Raw genomic sequence first — 16,692 nt, forward strand, 5'->3', positions numbered from 1 at the left:
CGACTCTGTCGGATTGGTTCGTTATGCCCCCGGGTCACTCCCCTGGGTGATCTGCCGCGTACGCATAGTCCGTTCGGGCCATTCAAGATTGGGCCCGACGGGGGTGTTGCGCCGTGTCCGCCTTCCGTAACGTCCTCAACTGGCAACGGTGAATATGCCGCTGCCGCCGTGGGGGAGCCTCGATTCGGGAGAGGACGGCGCCAGCATGGGCTGGGTAACCGACTGGAGTGCGCAGGCAGCTTGCCGCACTACCGATCCAGATGAACTGTTCGTACAGGGCGCGGCGCAGAACAGGGCCAAGGCGGTGTGCACCGGGTGTCCGGTGCGTACGGAATGCCTGGCCGACGCGTTGGACAACCGCGTCGAATTCGGCGTGTGGGGTGGGATGACGGAGCGGGAGCGCCGTGCGCTGCTGCGTCGCCGTCCGACCGTCACCTCCTGGCGACGGCTGCTGGAGACGGCGCGTACGGAGTACGAGCGCGGCGCGGGCCTGCTGCCCGTGGGCTTGGAGGATGACGAGACGTACGAGACGTACGCGGCGGTGGGGTAGCCCGGTGGAACGGTGCCGCGGCGAGTTCCCGCTCCGGTCGCGTCGGTCGCGTCGCTCTGATCGGATCTGACCGGCTGAGGTCGGGTCGGGTCGGGGTCGGGTCGGAATCGGGGCAGGCCGTGGCAGCCGGTGGCAGGTTCGACCAGGTCGGAGGCGGTTTCGCGGGTCATCTCCCCGGGCTCGGTGGCCGCACCTCGGTGGTGGGGCGGAGGCACTTCGGCGCGTGTGCGTAGCCATACGCGCGAGCCGAAGTGGCTGTCCGCCCCAGCCGGGGCGCCGTGCGGCCCGTGGCCGCTCGACAGTGGGCGATGGCCGACGGCCGGATGGCCGTATGACCGGGCGAAGGCCCGGTGTCTCCTGTGCTGGGCGGTTCGCCCTTGTCGGCCGCTTGTCCGTCGTATACGGACGTCTCCGGACGTCTCTCTCCCCCCGCCCGGATGTCCGCTCTCGGCTGTTCTTGCTCTTCTGTTGTTCTTCTCTTGTTCTTCGCGTCCTGTCTTCTTCGCGCCTGCCTGCCCGCGTCCAGGGCCTGGACGCGGGCCCAGACCCGGCCCCCCCCCAGGCCCAGGTCAGGCGGCTATTCGGCGGTACGGCCGGCCGCGAGGCGGGCGCCAATGGCCCGCAGCCCGGCGAGGTCGTGAACGTCCCCCGGCAGGGCTGCCACCTCGACCACCGCCACCTCGGGGTGGAGCGCGGTGAAGCGATCGCGCGTACGCCGCTCACGCGCGAGAACCTGCATCCGCTCGGTGTGCAGGCGCAGTAGACCCGCCGTCAGCTGTTCCACACTTGTGACAGAAGCTGTCGCCTCGGTGGGCTCGGCCGAGGGGGTGGATGCGGATGAGCCCGGCACTTCGGGTGTGTCGGACTGATCGCGCACACCGGATGTACCGGACCGACCGGACGGCCCGGGAGGGACGGGCGGACCAGCGGGACCGGATGAATCGGGCGTGGGCGACTGGGTGCGGTGGCTCTCCGCGGTGCCGGAGCCTCCGGGATCCGCGGCGGATTCCCCGGCTTCGGCCACAGCGTCTTCCGCCGCGATGTCGTCGGTCGCGGCTTCTTCTGGTGCGGCTTCTTCTGATGCGATGTCGACGGGATCGACGTCTACGGGATCAACGGGCTCGTGCGCCTCGGCGGCTTCGGGAGAGGAGCCGACCGGTGCTGCAGTGCCACTCCCCTCAGCTTTCCCCGCCGCTTGATCCACAATGCGGCCCTCCTCAAGATTTTCCGCGGCGGCCCGCGCCCGCTCCGCCGACAACCGCGCCGCCCCGCTGCCGTGGACGCGGTTGAGGACCAGCCCGGCCAGCGGCATCTCCTCGGCGGCCAGCCTCTCCACGAAGTACGCCGCCTCCCGCAGCGCGTCCCGCTCCGGCGCCGCGACCACCAGGAACGCCGTACCCGGCGCCTGGAGCAGCCGGTACGTCGCGTCCGCCCGCGTACGGAACCCGCCGAACATCGTGTCCATCGCCGTCACGAACGTCTGCACGTCGCGCAGGAACTGACCGCCGAGCAGCTTGCCCAGCGTGCCCGTCATCATCGACATACCGACATTCAGGAATTTCATCCCCGCCCGGCCGCCCACCTTCGCCGGAGCCATCAGCAGCCTGATGAACTTCCCGTCGAGGAAGGAGCCGAGCCGCTTCGGCGCGTCCAGGAAGTCCAGCGCGGAACGGGACGGCGGAGTGTCGACGATGATCAGGTCCCACTCGTCGCGGGCCCGCAGCTGTCCCAGCTTCTCCATCGCCATGTACTCCTGCGTGCCCGCGAAGCCGGCCGACAGGGACTGGTAGAAGGGGTTCGCCAGAATCGAGCGGGCCCGTTCCTTGTCCGTGTGGGCCTCGACGACCTCGTCGAAGGTCCGCTTCATGTCGAGCATCATGGCGTGCAGCTCGCCGGGGCCCTCCACGCCCTTGACCTGCCGCGGCGTGTTGCCCAGCTCGTCGATGCCCATCGACTGGGCGAGTCTGCGCGCCGGGTCGATGGTGAGAACGACGGCCTTGCGTCCGCGCTCGGCCGCCCGTACGCCCAGCGCCGCCGCCGTCGTGGTCTTGCCGACCCCGCCGGAACCACAGCAGACGATGATGCGGGTCTCCGGGTCGTCGAGGAGCGGGTCGACGTCGAGCGGGGCGGCCGTCGAGTCCAGGGCCGTCGGGAGACCTCCGGTCCTGGAGCCGTCGCCGGGCGCGTGGTCATGGCGCGCGGTCATGAGAAGACCTCCCCAAGTTGCCGTAGCTCGCCCGCCAGTCGGTAGAGACCGGCGAGGTCCATCCCCTCACCGACGAGCGGGAGTTCGTACGTGGGCAGCCCGAGTCCGGCGAGGACGGCCCGCTGCTCGCGCTCCAGCTCGACACGCTGGGCGTGTTCCGCCGCCTGTTCGAGGAGCGGGCCGACGAGCTTCGTGGGCGCGGACACCCCGGCCGTCGCCAGCGCCGCGGCCACCTCCTCGCGCCGGTCGCCTGCCGCCGCGCGCACGGCCGCCTCGTCCAGCAGATGGGGGCGCACCATGTTCACGATGACATTGCCGACCGGCAGCTCCGCGGCCTTCAGTTCGGCGACGCCGTCCGCTGTCTCCTGGACCGGCATCTCCTCCAGCAGGGTGACCAGATGTACGGCCGTCCCCGGTGACTTCAGGACGCGCATCACCGCTTGCGCCTGGTTGTGTATGGGCCCGATCTTCGCCAGCCCGGCCACTTCGTCGTTCACGTTCAGGAAGCGGGTGATGCGTCCGGTGGGGGGCGCGTCCATCACCACGTAGTCGTAGGTGAAACGTCCCTGCTTGTCGCGTCTGCGGACGGCCTCGCACGCTTTGCCGGTCAGCAGGACGTCCCGCACGCCCGGCGCGATGGTCGTCGCGAAGTCGATCGCGCCGATCTTCTTCAGCGCGCGGCCCGCGCTGCCGAGCTTGTAGAACATCTGGAGGTAGTCCAGGAGCGCGCGCTCGGCGTCGATCGCCAAGGCGTACACCTCGCCGCCCCCCGAGGCGACGGCGATCTTCCGCTCTTCGTACGGAAGCGCTTCCGTTTCGAAGAGTTGTGCGATTCCTTGTCTGCCCTCGACCTCGACGAGGAGAGTGCGCTTGCCCTCGGTCGCGAGGGCGAGCGCGAGTGCGGCGGCGACCGTCGTCTTACCGGTACCGCCCTTGCCGCTGACGACCTGGAGCCTGCTCACGTATTCGAGCCTAACCAGTACGGCCACGGGCTACGCACGAGGCCGCCTCGCGGTACGACTACAGTCGCCCCATGACCAAGTGGGAATACGCGACCGTGCCCCTTCTCGTGCACGCGACCAAGCAGATCCTGGACACCTGGGGCGAGGACGGCTGGGAGCTCGTCCAGGTCGTCCCCGGGCCGAACAACCCGGAGCAGCTGGTGGCCTACCTGAAGCGGGAGAAAGCAGCGTGAGCGGCGCTGTCGAGACGACCCTCGCCGAACTGGGACTGCGGCTGCCCGAGGTCGTGCCGCCGCTGGCCGCCTACCAGCCGGCCGTACGGTCCGGGGCGTACGTCTACACCTCGGGGCAGCTCCCGATGGTGGAGGGCAAGCTCCAGGTCACCGGCAAGGTCGGTGCCGAGGTCACCCCCGAGGAGGCCAAGGAGCTGGCGGGTATCTGCGCGCTGAACGCGCTGGCCGCCGTGAAGTCCGTCGTCGGGGATCTGGACCGGATCGCGCGCGTGGTCAAGGTCACCGGCTTCGTCGCCTCGGCCGTCGACTTCACGGGCCAGCCGACCGTGATCAACGGCGCGAGCGAGCTGCTCGGCCAGGTCCTGGGCGACAAGGGAGTGCACGCGCGCAGCGCCGTCGGAGTGGCGGTGCTGCCGCTGGACGCGCCGGTCGAGGTCGAGATCCAGGTGGAGCTGACCGACAGCTGACCGAGCGCCACGGCCGGGAACCCGGCGACCGGGACCTCACCGGCCGGTGACCTACCGGGCCGAGCGCACCGCCCGGGATCCGACCGGGCCGGGGCTCGCGGGGACGCCTGATATGGGGCTGTCCGATACGAGGATGTCCGATGCGGGGTCGGCCGAGCGCCGGCCCCGTACGCGTGCCGCCCACGTCCCGTGCTTCCCGCGTTCGGCGTGTTCGGCGTGTTCCGTGTGTACGGCGTACCCGCCCGGCCCGTACGGACAGGCATACGGCGACGGTGCGCGCGGCCGGGCGGTCGGCGGCGCTGTGGGCCGTACCGCACCACGTGCCCCTCGAACATCGTCGCCCCAGCGCATAGCATCCGGCCATGCCCAATGGTCAGTGGTTCCCGCCCGAATGGCCCGAGCGGATCCGCGCCCTCGCCGCCGGTGAGCTGACAGCCGTGGCCCCGAGACGCGCCGCGACCGTGATGCTCCTGCGTGACGGAGCCGACGGCCCCGCCGTCCATATGCTGCGGCGCCGGGCCTCCATGGCCTTCGCCGCCGGCGCGTACGCCTACCCCGGCGGCGGGGTCGATCCGCGCGACGACGACCGGCTCGTCGGCTGGGCCGGTCCTGGCCGCGACGTCTGGGCGCGGCGGCTGGGCGTCGAACCCGCGACGGCGCAGGCCATCGTGTGCGCGGCCGTACGAGAGACTTATGAGGAAGCGGGCGTGCTGCTCGCCGGTGAGACGCCGGAAACCGTCGTGGGCGACACGACCGGCGACGACTGGGAGGCCGACCGCGCGGCCCTGGTCGACCGCGAGCTGTCCTTCGCGGACTTCCTGAACCGGCGCGGTCTGCTGCTGCGCGGCGATCTGCTCGGCGCGTGGGCCCGCTGGATCACCCCGGAGTTCGAACCACGCCGCTACGACACCTGGTTCTTCGTCGCCGCGCTCCCCGCCGGTCAGCGGACCAGGAACGCCTCGACGGAAGCCGACCGTACGGTGTGGATCGCGCCGGACGAGGCGATCGGGGCGTACGAGAGGGGCGAGCTGCTGATGATGCCGCCGACCGTCTCGACGCTGCGTCAACTCCAGTCCTATGGCACGGCCGCCGAGGCGCTCGCGGGTGCCGAGGGCCGCGATCTGACGCCTGTGCTGGCCAGGGCTCGGCTGGAGGAGGGCCGGCTGGTGCTCAGCTGGCCGGGACACGACGAGTTCACCAAAAGTCTCGACCTCCCGGACGCCCCTGGTCCGCCACCCGGCCACGAACCACAGCACACGAGCGATCAGCCCGGCCGAGAACCCGGCCACGAACCCGGCCAATCCGAGCACGAGAGCGCTCACCACCGGAACCCCCCAAGCCCGAGCGCGCCGTCGGCGAGCGCCCCGTACGGCAGTGACGCGCTCCGGACCGAGCCGCTCCGGACCGAGCAGCACCCGACCGAGCAGCACCCGACCGAGCAGCACCCGACCGGAGGCCCCCGATGACCGACGCAGCCGCTCTCCCCGGCCAGCCGCGCGGAGGCGTGCTCTCCGGCGCCGCCACCGCCCGCGCCGTCAACGTCCTCGCGCCGAACCCCTCCGCCATGACCTTGGACGGCACCAACACCTGGATCGTCTCGGAGCCGGACTCGGAGCTTGCCGTCGTCATCGATCCGGGACCGCTCGACGACAACCACCTCAAGGCCGTCATCAGCACCGCCGAGGAGGCCGGCAAGAGGGTGGCGCTGACGCTCCTCACCCATGGCCATCCGGACCACGCCGAGGGCGCGGCGCGCTTCGCGGCGCTGACGAACACCCCTGTACGCGCGCTGGATCCCGCGCTGCGCCTGGGCGACGAGGGACTGGCGCCCGGCGATGTCATCACCACCGGCGGACTGGAGCTGCGGGTGGTCCCCGCGCCCGGCCACACCTCCGACTCGCTCTGCTTCCATCTGCCCGCCGACCGCGCGGTGCTGACCGGCGACACCGTCCTCGGGCGTGGGACGACCCTGGTCGCGCACCCCGACGGGAGGCTCGGCGACTATCTCGACTCGCTCCGCAGACTGCGCTCCCTCACCGTCGACGACGGTGTCCGCACGGTCCTGCCGGGCCACGGCCCGGTCCTGGACGACGCCCAGGGCGCGGTCGAGTTCTACCTCGCCCACCGCGCCCACCGGCTGGCCCAGATCGAGACCGCCGTCGAGGACGGCTACCGCACGGCTCCCGAGGTGGTGGCGCACGTGTACGCGGAGGTGGACCGGTCGCTGTGGCCGGCCGCCGAACTCTCCGTGCGCGCCCAGCTCGACTACCTGCGCGAGCACGGACTCATCTGACCCCTCGACCGGCGTCGGCACCGCTCTCCGCGGCAGCATCATGATCATGATTCCCCCTCCGTCGATCCTCCGTCACTTTGCGTAATGAAACGATAGCGGCGGGGTCTGACAACAGGCTCGGGGAGCCACGTAACCGCGACGGCGCGAAGGCATGACGGCACGACGGCACGAAGCCGCGAAAGCGGAGAGAACGGCAAAGTGGAGAAGACGGGAAAGCGGAGAGGACAGGAAGGCCCCCGCCGACCGGCGGGGGCCTTCCACGAGTTCCGGGGGACCCGGCAGCGGCCATGGAGCCTTCGCGGCGAGGAGCGCGCGAAGACGGCGCGGAGCGCCGTGCGGCTCAGCGCGAGCGCTTCGCCAGTCGCTCCACGTCGAGCAGGATCACCGCGCGCGCCTCCAGGCGCAGCCATCCGCGCTGGGCGAAGTCGGCGAGCGCCTTGTTGACCGTCTCGCGGGAAGCGCCGACCAGCTGCGCCAGCTCTTCCTGGGTCAGGTCGTGAACCACGTGGATGCCCTCCTCCGACTGCACGCCGAAGCGGCGCGACAGGTCGAGGAGCGCACGGGCCACCCGGCCGGGGACGTCGGAGAAGACCAGGTCGGACATCTGGTCGTTGGTCTTGCGCAGTCGCCGGGCGACGGCGCGCAACAGGGCCGTGGCCACTTCCGGGCGGGCGTTCAGCCAGGGCTGGAGGTCGCCGTGGCCCAGGCCGAGGAGCTTGACCTCGGTCAGCGCGCTCGCGGTCGCGGTGCGCGGTCCGGGGTCGAAGAGCGACAGCTCCCCGATCAGCTCGCCGGGCCCGAGTACGGCGAGCATGTTCTCGCGGCCGTCGGGGGAGGTGCGATGCAGCTTCACCTTGCCCTCGGTGACCACGTAGAGGCGGTCGCCCGGGTCGCCCTCGTGGAAGAGCGCGTCTCCGCGCGCGAGCGTCGCTTCACTCATCGAGGCGCGCAGCTCTGCCGCCTGCTCGTCATCGAGCGCCGCGAAGAGCGGGGCACGCCGCAGAACGTCGTCCACGTGTTCTCTCCTTGTCGACCTGCTCAGGGGACCGGGGGTCCCCACCTGCTCAGGAACCGTGGTCCCCATGATGCCGTACGTGCCGCTTCTTCTCGGGTGGCTTGGCATCGCCGGGCTTCTTCGCCTGCTGCCGGATTCCGGTTCTTCGAAACCGTGCGATCAGTCACAAGTTTGACGTACGGACGTGCCCATCCGTGCCGCGGGGGCCGATTCGGGTGGCGATCCGCCATGGCCGGGGCGGATGTCAGTGCTGGGCTCTACGCTGGCCGGGTGTTCAACTCGCCGGTGACAGCGCAGGCCAAGGGGGCTGGGAAAGTGTCCGTGGAGCGTAATTCCGCTGTGGGCGAACAGCCCTCTGCGAAAACGAAAAAAGCCGCAAAAGGGTCGAATGGTAAGCCGGAGTCCCGGCTGGCGATGGTGCGCCGGGCCCGCCGGATAAACCGCGAGCTGGCGGAGGTCTACCCGTACGCCCATCCCGAGCTGGATTTCCGGAATCCGTTCGAGCTGCTGGTGGCCACGGTCCTGTCCGCCCAGACCACCGACCTGCGGGTCAACCAGACCACTCCGGCGCTCTTCGCGAGGTATCCGACGCCCGAGGACATGGCGGCGGCCGTGCCGGAGGAGCTGGAGGAGATCATCCGTCCGACGGGCTTCTTCCGGGCCAAGACGAAGTCCCTCATCGGCCTGTCCAGCGCCCTGTGCGACCGGTTCGACGGCGAGGTTCCGGGCAGGCTGGCCGATCTGGTCACGCTGCCCGGAGTCGGCCGTAAGACCGCCAACGTGGTCCTGGGCAACGCCTTCGGCGTCCCGGGGCTGACGGTCGACACCCACTTCGGCCGGCTCGTCCGCCGCTGGAAGTGGACCGAGCAGGAGGATCCGGAGAAGGTCGAGGCCGAGATCGCGGAGATCTTCCCCAAGAGCGAGTGGACGATGCTCTCGCACCGGGTGATCTTCCACGGCCGCCGGGTCTGCCACTCCCGCAAGCCGGCCTGCGGCGCCTGCCCGATCGCGCACCTGTGCCCTTCCTACGGAGAGGGCGAGACCGACCCCGAGAAGGCGCGCGCACTCCTCAAGTACGAGATGGGCGGCTACCCGGGCCAGCGGCTGAATCCGCCGGCCGGCTATCCGGGCAAGCCGGCCCCGGCCCGTGTTGAGTAGCCGGGGCGGCCGGGCCGTATGAGGGGCGAGCGGCGGACCGCACGAACGAGTGGAGCAGGACCCGGGCGGAACGATCCGGCCGACGGAAGGCGTTGGTACGACGGGGGTGCCCATGACGCACGCTAATGAGACCTTCGGCGGTCCCGTGACCGGCACGACCGGGATCGCCGTCACCGCCGACGGGCTGCCCGACTGGCTCGCGCCCGTAGAGGACACCGTGCGCACGGTCGCGCCCGAGCAGATCAGCCGCTTTCTGCCGCCCGAGGGCGGTGGCGGGCGGCAGTCCGCCGTGCTCATCCTCTTCGGCGAGGGCCCCAAGGGACCCGAGCTGCTGCTCATGGAGCGCGCGGGCAATCTGCGCTCGCACCCCGGACAGCCCGCCTTCCCGGGCGGTGCCCTCGATCCGGAGGACGGCGATCCGGCGACGACGGGCCCGCTGCGCGCCGCGCTGCGGGAGGCCCAGGAGGAGACGGGACTCGATCCGGCGGGCGTCCAGATCTTCGGCGTGCTGCCCCGGCTCTACATCCCGGTGAGCGGTTTCGTCGTGACGCCCGTCCTCGGCTGGTGGCGCCACCGCACGCCGGTCGATGCCGTGGACCCCGCCGAGACCGCCCGGGTCTTCACCGTTCCCGTGGCCGACCTCACGGATCCCGCCAATCGCGCGACAGCGGTCCACCCCAGCGGCCACCGGGGCCCGGCCTTCCTGGTCGAGTCCGCGCTCGTCTGGGGCTTCACCGCCGGGGTGATCGACCGGATCCTGCACTTCGCGGGCTGGGAGCGGCGCTGGGACCGCTCCCGGCACGTGCCGCTCGACTGGCGCGCATGACAGGCTGACCCACGTACGTGCTGTACCCAGGGCGGCCCCCGCCCATGGCGGCCCCCTGACGGCTGTGACCCAGCCGGCGGGACCGGAGACCCATCTGCGAGCGAGCGAGGCTATCGACGGTGAATGTGCTGGACATCCTGCTGCTGCTCGCCGCCGTCTGGTTCGCCATCGTCGGCTACCGCCAGGGTTTCGTCGTCGGCATCCTCTCGGTGATCGGTTTCCTCGGCGGCGGTCTCGTCGCCGTCTATCTCCTGCCGATGGTCTGGGCCAGGCTCACCTCGGATGCCGAGGTCTCCACCACGGCGGCGATCGTCGCGGTCGTCATAGTGATCGTCTGCGCCTCCGTGGGGCAGGCGTTCACCACCCACCTCGGCAACAAGCTCCGCCGCTACATCACCTGGCAGCCCGCCCGCGCCCTCGACGCGAGCGGCGGTGCGCTGGTCAATGTCCTGGCCATGCTGCTGGTCGCCTGGCTGATCGGCTCCGCTCTGGCCGGCACCTCGCTGCCGACGCTCGGCAAGGAGGTCCGCAGCTCCAAGGTGCTGTCCGGGGTCTCCCATGTGATGCCCTCCCAGGCGTCCACCTGGTTCACGGACTTCTCGTCCGTCCTCGCGAGGAACGGCTTCCCACAGGTCTTCAGCCCGTTCGACAACGAGCAGATCCTTGAGGTCAGCCCGCCCGACCCGGCGCTCGCCGGCAGCGCCGTCGCGGCCCGCGCCAAGAGTTCCATCGTCAAGGTCGTCGGTACGGCGCCGAGCTGCGGCAAGGTCCTCGAAGGCTCCGGATTCGTCTTCGCCGACCGCCGGGTGATGACCAACGCGCACGTGGTCGGGGGAGTCGAGGAGCCCACGGTCCAGATAGGCGGTGAGGGCCGGCTGTACGACGCCAAGGTCGTCCTCTACGACTGGGAGCGCGACATCGCCGTACTGGACGTGCCGAACCTTCCGGCGAAGCCCCTCCAGTTCTCCGACCAGGAGGCCAAGAACGACGACGGCGCGATCGTCGCCGGCTTCCCGGAGAACGGCGCGTACGACGTACGCTCCGCACGCGTACGCGGCCGTATCGACGCCAATGGCCCCGACATCTACCGCCGCGGCGAGGTCCGACGCGGCGTCTACTCGCTCTACGCGACCGTACGCCAGGGCAATTCTGGCGGCCCGCTCCTCACCCCCGAGGGCAAGGTGTACGGAGTGATCTTCGCCCGGTCGCTCGACGACCGGCACACCGGCTACGCGCTGACGGTCGATGAGATCCGCGAGGACATCACCACGGGCCGCACCGCGAACCAGCAGGTCGACACGCAGGGGTGTGCGCTGTAACCGACGGGGAGCGGGAGAGGAAGCCCCGTGGAGGCGACGGACCCGGCATGATCCAAACGAGAGGCCCTAGCCGCGCTGATGGCGCAGCCGGGCCGAGACCCAGCGGGCTCTGCGGCGCAGGATGCGGGAAATGCCGAGCCGGGGATCATGGCCCTGATCTTCGGGGCCGCCCCTTCTGCGGGTGATCGGCCCAGCGGCCGAGCGGCGGTTGCGTGCTGCGTCACCGTAGTCGTGCGTCCAGCCCATACCCCGACTTTTGCCCGTGGCCCATGGTCGGTAATCGCGGCCGGGACGGCCAATTGGCCTATGCGTCAGGCAATTGGCTGTTCGTAGGACAAGCGTTCAAAGGGTGATGTTCATAGCTGCCGGTGCGTCGCTGTCAGCCGTTCGTGTCAGCGGTCGGGCTCCGGATCCTGGAGCCAGTTGATGAGTTCGGAGGAGAACGCCGCGGGGTCCTCCTCGTGCGGGAAGTGCCCGAGCCCGTCGAACAGCCGCCACCGGTAGGGCGCTTCGACGTACTCGGCCGACCCCGCCGTGCTGCGGGTCCGCATCGCCGGGTCGAGCGATCCGTGCAGCTGCAGCGTCGGTACCCGCACCGGGCGCTTCATACGCCGGTTGAACTGGATGCCGTCGGGGCGGGCCATCGACCGCACCATCCAGCGGTACGGCTCGATCGAGCAGTGCGCCGTCGAAGGGACGGTCATCGCACGCCGGTAGACCTCGATCGCCTTCTCGTCGGGAAGCGTCGGTCCCGACCAGTCGCGGATCAGCCGCCCCACCATCGCCGCGTTGTCCGCGAGGAGCTGACGCTCCGGCACCCACGGCCGCTGAAAGCCCCAGATGTACGACCCGGCGCGGCTCTGCGAGAAGTCGGAGAGCATCGCGGAACGCCAGCGGCGCGGGTGCGGCATCGAGGAGACCGCGAGCCTGCGCACGAGCTTGGGCCGCATCACCGCCGCCGTCCACGCGAGGTATCCGCCCAGGTCATGACCGACGAGCGCGGCGTCCGGCTCGCCCAGGGAGCGCACCACGCCGGTGATGTCGAGGGCGAGGTTGGCCGGGTCGTAGCCCCGGGGCGTACGGTCGCTGCCGCCCACGCCGCGCAGATCCATCGCCACCGCGCGGTAACCGGCTTCCGCCAGCGCCGGCAGCTGGTGGCGCCAGGTCCACCAGAACTGCGGGAAGCCGTGCAGCAACAGCACCAGCGGCCCTTCGCCCATCTCGGCGATGTGGAAGCGCGCGCCGTTGGCGGCCACGTCGCGGTGGGTCCAGGGGCCGTCGAGGCGTACGGCGGAGGCCGGCGTCACCCCTGGAGTCGCTCGGGCAGAGCGGCCGGCGGACGGTACTGCGGCGCCGGGGGAGGGGCCAGGGGTGCCGACGGGATCGGAATCAGGGGCGGTCATGCAGTCGAGCGTGCCACAGACTTCATGGTTTCCCCGGTCTCGCGCGGGTGGGGCTTCGCGTTCTGGAGCACGGCCGCCGACTCCTTGGCCGAGGCGATGGACCGCTCCGGGGGCTTGATCTTCTTGAACTTCATGACGGCGAGCAGGCCGAGCAACAGGCCCAGCAGCACGAACGCCCCGCCCACGATCAGGAACGACCAGGCGAGACCGAGACCCAGATTGTGGATCCCGTAGGCGGCCGCGAAGCTGAACACCGGCAGCGAGAACAGGATGAACACCCCCGCGACGATGCCGGCGGCGCTGCCCATGACGCCGCGCTTGACGTCCTGCCGGACCTCCGCCTTCACCAGGGCGATCTCGTCGTGCACCAGCGCGGACATCTCGGTGGTCGCCGACGCGACCAACTGGCCGATGCTCCGGTCGGCGTTGCCCGCTTCGACAATGGTGCCGGTCCGGACGGCGTCGGCGGTCTGCGTGCCGGTGTCGCTCATCGGTGACTCCCTCTTCCTTCTCGCTCTTGTGGCCGGTGGACCGCGCGACGAGGCTTCGTGCCACGCCCGCGTGCGACGACTCCGTGCCGCGGACGTGCTGCCGCGCCCGCGCGTGACGGACTCGTTGTCCGATCATGCCGGACCGTCGTCGTCCTCGCGCGCTGCCCCCGCGTGTTCCGCCAGCTTCCGGTGTTCCGCCGCCTTCGCCTCGTAGAGCGCGGCCATGCGCAGGTGGTACCCCGGATCGTCCTGTTCATAGACGTCGGGGACGCCGTCCTGATCCTCGTCGCGCTCCTCCTCCTCGTACAGCGCACGGTACGTACGGACCCGGAGCTTGAGCAGGACGCCCGAGAACACGGCGGCGATCAGCGAGCCCGTCAGCACCGCCGCCTTCACCTCGTCGGTGAGGACCGGGTCCGAGGTGAAGGCCAGTTCGCCGATGAGGAGCGAGACCGTGAAGCCGATCCCGGCGAGCGCGGCGACGGCGAACACGTCGGGCCAGGCGAGATCCTCGTTCAGCTCGGCCCTGGTGAAGCGCGCCGCGAGCCAGGTGCCGCCGAAGATGCCGATCGTCTTGCCGACCACAAGTCCCAGTACGACACCGAGCGTCTCCGGGCGGGTGAAAACCTCGCCGAGCGCCGCGCCGGAGACGGAGACACCCGCGGAGAAGAGGGCGAACAGAGGCACGGCCAGCCCGGCCGAGAGGGGGCGCACCAGATGTTCGATGTGTTCGCCGGGGGAGTGCGACTCGCCCTCGTTCCTGGTGCAGCGCAGCATCAGGCCCATCGCGACACCGGCGATCGTGGCGTGGACGCCGCTGTTGTACATCAGCCCCCAGATGATCAGGGCCAGCGGGACGTACACGTACCAGCCGCGCACGCCCTTGCGCAGCAGCAGCCAGAAGACCGCGAGCCCGATCGCGGCGCCGGCCAGCGCCACGAAGTTCAGCTCGCTGGTGAAGAAGATCGCGATGATCAGGATGGCGAAGAGGTCGTCGACCACGGCGAGGGTCAGCAGGAAGGCGCGCAGCGCGGAGGGCAGCGAGGTCCCGAGGACCGCGAGGACGGCGAGCGCGAAGGCGATGTCCGTCGCCACGGGCACGGCCCAGCCCTCAAGGGAGCCGCCACCGACCTTGTTGACCAGCACGTATACCAGCGCGGGCACGGCCATCCCGGAGAGCGCCGCGATCACGGGCAGGGCGGCGGCCTTCGGGTCGCGCAGCTCCCCGGCCACCAGCTCGCGCTTCAGCTCGATACCGGCGACGAAGAAGAAGACGGCGAGCAGTCCGTCGGCCGCCCAGTGCTGTACGGAGAGGTCGAGACCGAGCGCGGCGGGGCCGACGTGGAACGCGCGTACCGATCCGTAGCTGCCGCTCAGCGGGGTGTTCGCCCAGATCAGGGCGGCGATGGCGGCGACGAGGAGCAGGACACCGCCGACGGTCTCGGTGCGCAGCGCGTCGGAGAGGTACGTGCGCTCCGGCAGCGAGAGCCGTCCGAGGAACTTACGGGGCGTGGGGGTGGGCGCGGGCACGAAGCGGCCTCCGGTCGATCTGCGGGCAGGACGAAACACCTGCCGACCAGACTTCCCGGCGCACCTGGAAAAGCTTGTTGTGTTGTTGACGCGTCGCCCACACTACCCGGACGCCCGCGGGAACAGCAGGGCACCCCGGTGACCCGGGGCGCCCGGTGGCCCCGCCCGGGTGTCGGCCTGGGCGGGGCACGGGACCGGTGTGCGGACCTGTCAGTCCTCGCTGCTCGCGCTGGGCAGCTGGGTCTGGATCAGCTCCATGACGGACGAGTCCGTGAGGGTGGTGACATCCCCCAGCTGCCGGTTCTCCGCCACGTCGCGCAGCAGCCGGCGCATGATCTTGCCCGAGCGGGTCTTGGGCAGCTCCGCGACCGGCAGGACCCGCTTGGGCTTGGCGATCGGGCCGAGGGTGCTGCCCACGTGGTTGCGCAACTCCGCCACCAGGCCGTCGTCGACGGAGGCGGTGCCGCGCAGAATGACGAACGCGACGATGGCCTGGCCGGTGGTCTCGTCATTGGCGCCGACGACGGCTGCCTCGGCGACCTTGGGATGGGAGACGAGGGCGGACTCGACCTCGGTGGTCGAGATGTTGTGCCCGGACACCAGCATCACGTCGTCGACCCGGCCCAGCAGCCAGATGTCGCCGTCGTCGTCCTTCTTGGCGCCGTCCCCGGCGAAGTACTTGCCCTCGAAGCGTGACCAGTAGGTGTCGATGAACCGCTGGTCGTCGCCCCAGATGGTGCGCAGCATCGACGGCCACGGTTCGGTGAGGACGAGATAGCCGCCGCCCCCGTCGGGCACCTCGCGGGCCTCGTCGTCCACCACCGTGGCGGAGATTCCCGGCAGGGCCCGCTGGGCGGAGCCCGGCTTGGTCTCCGTCACCCCGGGCAGCGGGGAGATCATCATGGCGCCGGTCTCGGTCTGCCACCACGTGTCCACGATGGGCGTCTTGCCGGCACCGATGTTCTCGCGGTACCAGATCCACGCCTCGGGGTTGATCGGCTCGCCGACCGAGCCCAGCACCCGCAGGGACGTCAGATCGAACTTGGCGGGGATGTCGTCGCCCCACTTCATGAACGTACGGATCGCCGTCGGCGCCGTGTAGAGGATCGTCACCCCGTACTTCTGCACGATCTCCCAGAATCGCCCCTGGTGCGGGGTGTCGGGAGTTCCCTCGTACATCACCTGGGTGGCGCCGTTGGCCAGCGGCCCGTACACGATGTACGAGTGGCCGGTCACCCAGCCGATGTCGGCCGTGCACCAGTACACGTCCGTCTCGGGCTTGAGGTCGAAGACGGCGTGATGGGTATAGGCCGCCTGGGTGAGATAGCCGCCCGAGGTGTGCAGGATGCCCTTCGGCTTTCCCGTCGTGCCCGAGGTGTAGAGGATGAACAGCGGGTGCTCCGCGCCGAACGCCTCCGGGGCGTGCTCGGGGGACTGGCGGCCGACGATGTCGTGCCACCACACGTCCCGCGAGTCGTCGAAGGCGGTGTCCTCGCCGGTGCGCCGCACCACGAGCACGTGCTCGACCTGCGGGCACTTGGCCACCGCCGCGTCGATGGCGGGCTTGAGGGCGGCGGGCTTGCCCTTGCGGTAGCCGCCGTCGGCGGTGATGACCAGCTTGGCGTCGGCGTCCTGGATACGGGAGGCGACGGCGTCCGCCGAGAAGCCGCCGAAGACCACGGAGTGCGCGGCCCCGATCCGGGCACAGGCCAGCATGGCGACCGCCGCCTCGGGGATCATCGGCAGATAGACGGCGACCCGGTCACCCGACCGGACGCCCAGCTCGATCAGCGCGTTGGCGGCCCGCGACACCTCGTCCTTCAGCTCCGCGTAGGTGATGGCGCGGCTGTCGCCCGGCTCACCCTCGAAGTGGATCGCCACCCGGTCGCCGTGTCCGGTCTCCACATGACGGTCGACGCAGTTGTAGGCGACATTCAGCTCGCCGTCCGCGAACCACTTCGCGAAGGGCGGATTCGACCAGTCCAGCGTCTCGGTCGGCTCGGTGACCCAGCTGAGCCGCCTCGCCTGCTCGGCCCAGAAGCCAAGCCTGTCCGCCGCGGCCTGCTCGTACGCATCCGCCGTCACGTTGGCGTGCGCGGCCAGCTCGGCCGGCGGCGCGAATCGCCGCTCTTCCTTGAGCAGGTTGGCCAGGCTTTCGTTGCTCACGACATCTCCCTTTCCCAGGGCGTCCTAGGGGTCCCGCGCCTAGCTCATCAGTCGGATGCCCGGGTGACAAGGG

Annotated in this window: 15 protein-coding genes and 1 pseudogene; 8 read left to right on the forward strand and 8 right to left on the reverse strand. The window is 70.5% G+C overall.

Annotation, left to right across the window (positions count from 1 at the left end):
* Nucleotides 1–205 precede the first annotated feature (205 nt).
* Entirely contained in the window at nt 206–550 is a 345-nt protein-coding gene (locus DVH02_RS18710; RefSeq protein ID WP_030751176.1) for a WhiB family transcriptional regulator, read from the forward strand.
* 577 nt (nt 551–1,127) lie between these two features.
* Here DVH02_RS18710 and DVH02_RS18715 read toward each other — a convergent pair.
* Nucleotides 1,128–2,756, reverse strand: coding sequence for an ArsA family ATPase (locus DVH02_RS18715; RefSeq protein WP_114624964.1), 1,629 nt, complete (start codon nt 2,754–2,756; stop codon nt 1,128–1,130).
* The gene (locus DVH02_RS18720) at nt 2,753–3,718 is read right to left on the reverse strand and encodes an ArsA family ATPase (RefSeq protein ID WP_114624965.1); all 966 of its coding nucleotides are present in this window, start codon (nt 3,716–3,718) and stop codon (nt 2,753–2,755) included. Before DVH02_RS18720 ends, DVH02_RS18715 begins: the two co-directional genes overlap by 4 nt.
* Nucleotides 3,719–3,789: 71 nt before the next feature.
* Between DVH02_RS18720 and DVH02_RS18725 the strand changes: the two genes are divergently transcribed.
* The 4 genes and pseudogenes from DVH02_RS18725 to DVH02_RS18740 all read left to right on the forward strand — a co-directional run bounded on the left by DVH02_RS18725 (nt 3,790) and on the right by DVH02_RS18740 (nt 6,711).
* Complete coding sequence (locus DVH02_RS18725) at nt 3,790–3,951, forward strand: DUF4177 domain-containing protein (RefSeq protein WP_014178397.1); 162 nt, start codon at nt 3,790–3,792, stop codon at nt 3,949–3,951.
* The gene (locus DVH02_RS18730) at nt 3,948–4,418 is read left to right on the forward strand and encodes a RidA family protein (protein WP_114624966.1); all 471 of its coding nucleotides are present in this window, start codon (nt 3,948–3,950) and stop codon (nt 4,416–4,418) included. Before DVH02_RS18725 ends, DVH02_RS18730 begins: the two co-directional genes overlap by 4 nt.
* A 362-nt stretch (nt 4,419–4,780) precedes the next feature.
* A pseudogene (locus tag DVH02_RS18735) lies at nt 4,781–5,653 on the forward strand (NUDIX hydrolase); the annotation flags it as partial.
* A gap of 227 nt (nt 5,654–5,880) precedes the next feature.
* Nucleotides 5,881–6,711 (forward strand): MBL fold metallo-hydrolase, encoded by an 831-nt coding sequence (locus tag DVH02_RS18740; protein WP_114624967.1) that lies wholly within the window; start codon nt 5,881–5,883, stop codon nt 6,709–6,711.
* Between the two features lie 340 nt (nt 6,712–7,051).
* Here the strand turns inward: DVH02_RS18740 and DVH02_RS18745 are convergent, their stop codons facing one another.
* Nucleotides 7,052–7,726: a Crp/Fnr family transcriptional regulator gene (locus DVH02_RS18745; RefSeq protein ID WP_030353254.1), complete on the reverse strand. Its 675-nt coding sequence runs from the start codon at nt 7,724–7,726 to the stop codon at nt 7,052–7,054.
* A 228-nt stretch (nt 7,727–7,954) separates the two neighbouring features.
* On the opposite strand from DVH02_RS18745, the gene nth reads away from it, so the two are divergent.
* The 3 genes from nth (at nt 7,955) to DVH02_RS18760 (ending at nt 11,029) form a co-directional block, all read left to right on the forward strand.
* The gene (gene nth, locus DVH02_RS18750; protein WP_407697645.1) at nt 7,955–8,884 is read left to right on the forward strand and encodes an endonuclease III; all 930 of its coding nucleotides are present in this window, start codon (nt 7,955–7,957) and stop codon (nt 8,882–8,884) included.
* Nucleotides 8,885–8,996: 112 nt separating this feature from the next.
* Entirely contained in the window at nt 8,997–9,710 is a 714-nt protein-coding gene (locus DVH02_RS18755) for an NUDIX hydrolase (RefSeq protein ID WP_114624969.1), read from the forward strand.
* Between the two features lie 119 nt (nt 9,711–9,829).
* The gene (locus tag DVH02_RS18760) at nt 9,830–11,029 is read left to right on the forward strand and encodes a MarP family serine protease (protein ID WP_114624970.1); all 1,200 of its coding nucleotides are present in this window, start codon (nt 9,830–9,832) and stop codon (nt 11,027–11,029) included.
* 66 nt (nt 11,030–11,095) lie between these two features.
* On the opposite strand, the gene DVH02_RS36225 is transcribed toward DVH02_RS18760, so the two are convergent.
* The 5 genes from DVH02_RS36225 to acs all read right to left on the reverse strand — a co-directional run bounded on the left by DVH02_RS36225 (nt 11,096) and on the right by acs (nt 16,619).
* Nucleotides 11,096–11,275, reverse strand: coding sequence for a hypothetical protein (locus tag DVH02_RS36225; protein ID WP_114624971.1), 180 nt, complete (start codon nt 11,273–11,275; stop codon nt 11,096–11,098).
* A gap of 146 nt (nt 11,276–11,421) precedes the next feature.
* Nucleotides 11,422–12,432 (reverse strand): alpha/beta fold hydrolase, encoded by a 1,011-nt coding sequence (locus tag DVH02_RS18770; RefSeq protein ID WP_114624972.1) that lies wholly within the window; start codon nt 12,430–12,432, stop codon nt 11,422–11,424.
* Nucleotides 12,429–12,923 (reverse strand): phage holin family protein, encoded by a 495-nt coding sequence (locus tag DVH02_RS18775; RefSeq protein WP_114624973.1) that lies wholly within the window; start codon nt 12,921–12,923, stop codon nt 12,429–12,431. The genes DVH02_RS18770 and DVH02_RS18775 overlap by 4 nt, the downstream gene beginning before the upstream one ends.
* Before the next feature lie 132 nt (nt 12,924–13,055).
* A complete protein-coding gene (gene nhaA, locus DVH02_RS18780) occupies nt 13,056–14,453 on the reverse strand; it encodes a Na+/H+ antiporter NhaA (protein WP_114624974.1) in 1,398 nt (465 codons plus the stop codon).
* A gap of 210 nt (nt 14,454–14,663) precedes the next feature.
* Nucleotides 14,664–16,619, reverse strand: coding sequence for an acetate--CoA ligase (acs, locus tag DVH02_RS18785; RefSeq protein ID WP_114624975.1), 1,956 nt, complete (start codon nt 16,617–16,619; stop codon nt 14,664–14,666).
* Nucleotides 16,620–16,692: the final 73 nt, after the last annotated feature.

It is taken from the genome of Streptomyces corynorhini (assembly GCF_003346515.1).
Classification (GTDB): domain Bacteria; phylum Actinomycetota; class Actinomycetes; order Streptomycetales; family Streptomycetaceae; genus Streptomyces; species Streptomyces corynorhini.

Bases quoted from the DNA above. Each gene is read 5' to 3' on its own strand.
- DVH02_RS18740 (WP_114624967.1), top strand. From the start codon at position 5,881: ATGACCGACGCAGCCGCTCTCCCCGGCCAGCCGCGCGGAGGCGTGCTC.
- DVH02_RS36225 (WP_114624971.1), bottom strand. From the start codon at position 11,275: ATGGGCTGGACGCACGACTACGGTGACGCAGCACGCAACCGCCGCTCG.
- nth (WP_407697645.1), top strand. From the start codon at position 7,955: ATGGCCGGGGCGGATGTCAGTGCTGGGCTCTACGCTGGCCGGGTGTTC.
- DVH02_RS18755 (WP_114624969.1), top strand. From the start codon at position 8,997: ATGACGCACGCTAATGAGACCTTCGGCGGTCCCGTGACCGGCACGACC.
- DVH02_RS18725 (WP_014178397.1), top strand. From the start codon at position 3,790: ATGACCAAGTGGGAATACGCGACCGTGCCCCTTCTCGTGCACGCGACC.
- DVH02_RS18710 (WP_030751176.1), top strand. From the start codon at position 206: ATGGGCTGGGTAACCGACTGGAGTGCGCAGGCAGCTTGCCGCACTACC.
- DVH02_RS18715 (WP_114624964.1), bottom strand. From the start codon at position 2,756: ATGACCGCGCGCCATGACCACGCGCCCGGCGACGGCTCCAGGACCGGA.
- DVH02_RS18775 (WP_114624973.1), bottom strand. From the start codon at position 12,923: ATGAGCGACACCGGCACGCAGACCGCCGACGCCGTCCGGACCGGCACC.
- DVH02_RS18770 (WP_114624972.1), bottom strand. From the start codon at position 12,432: ATGACCGCCCCTGATTCCGATCCCGTCGGCACCCCTGGCCCCTCCCCC.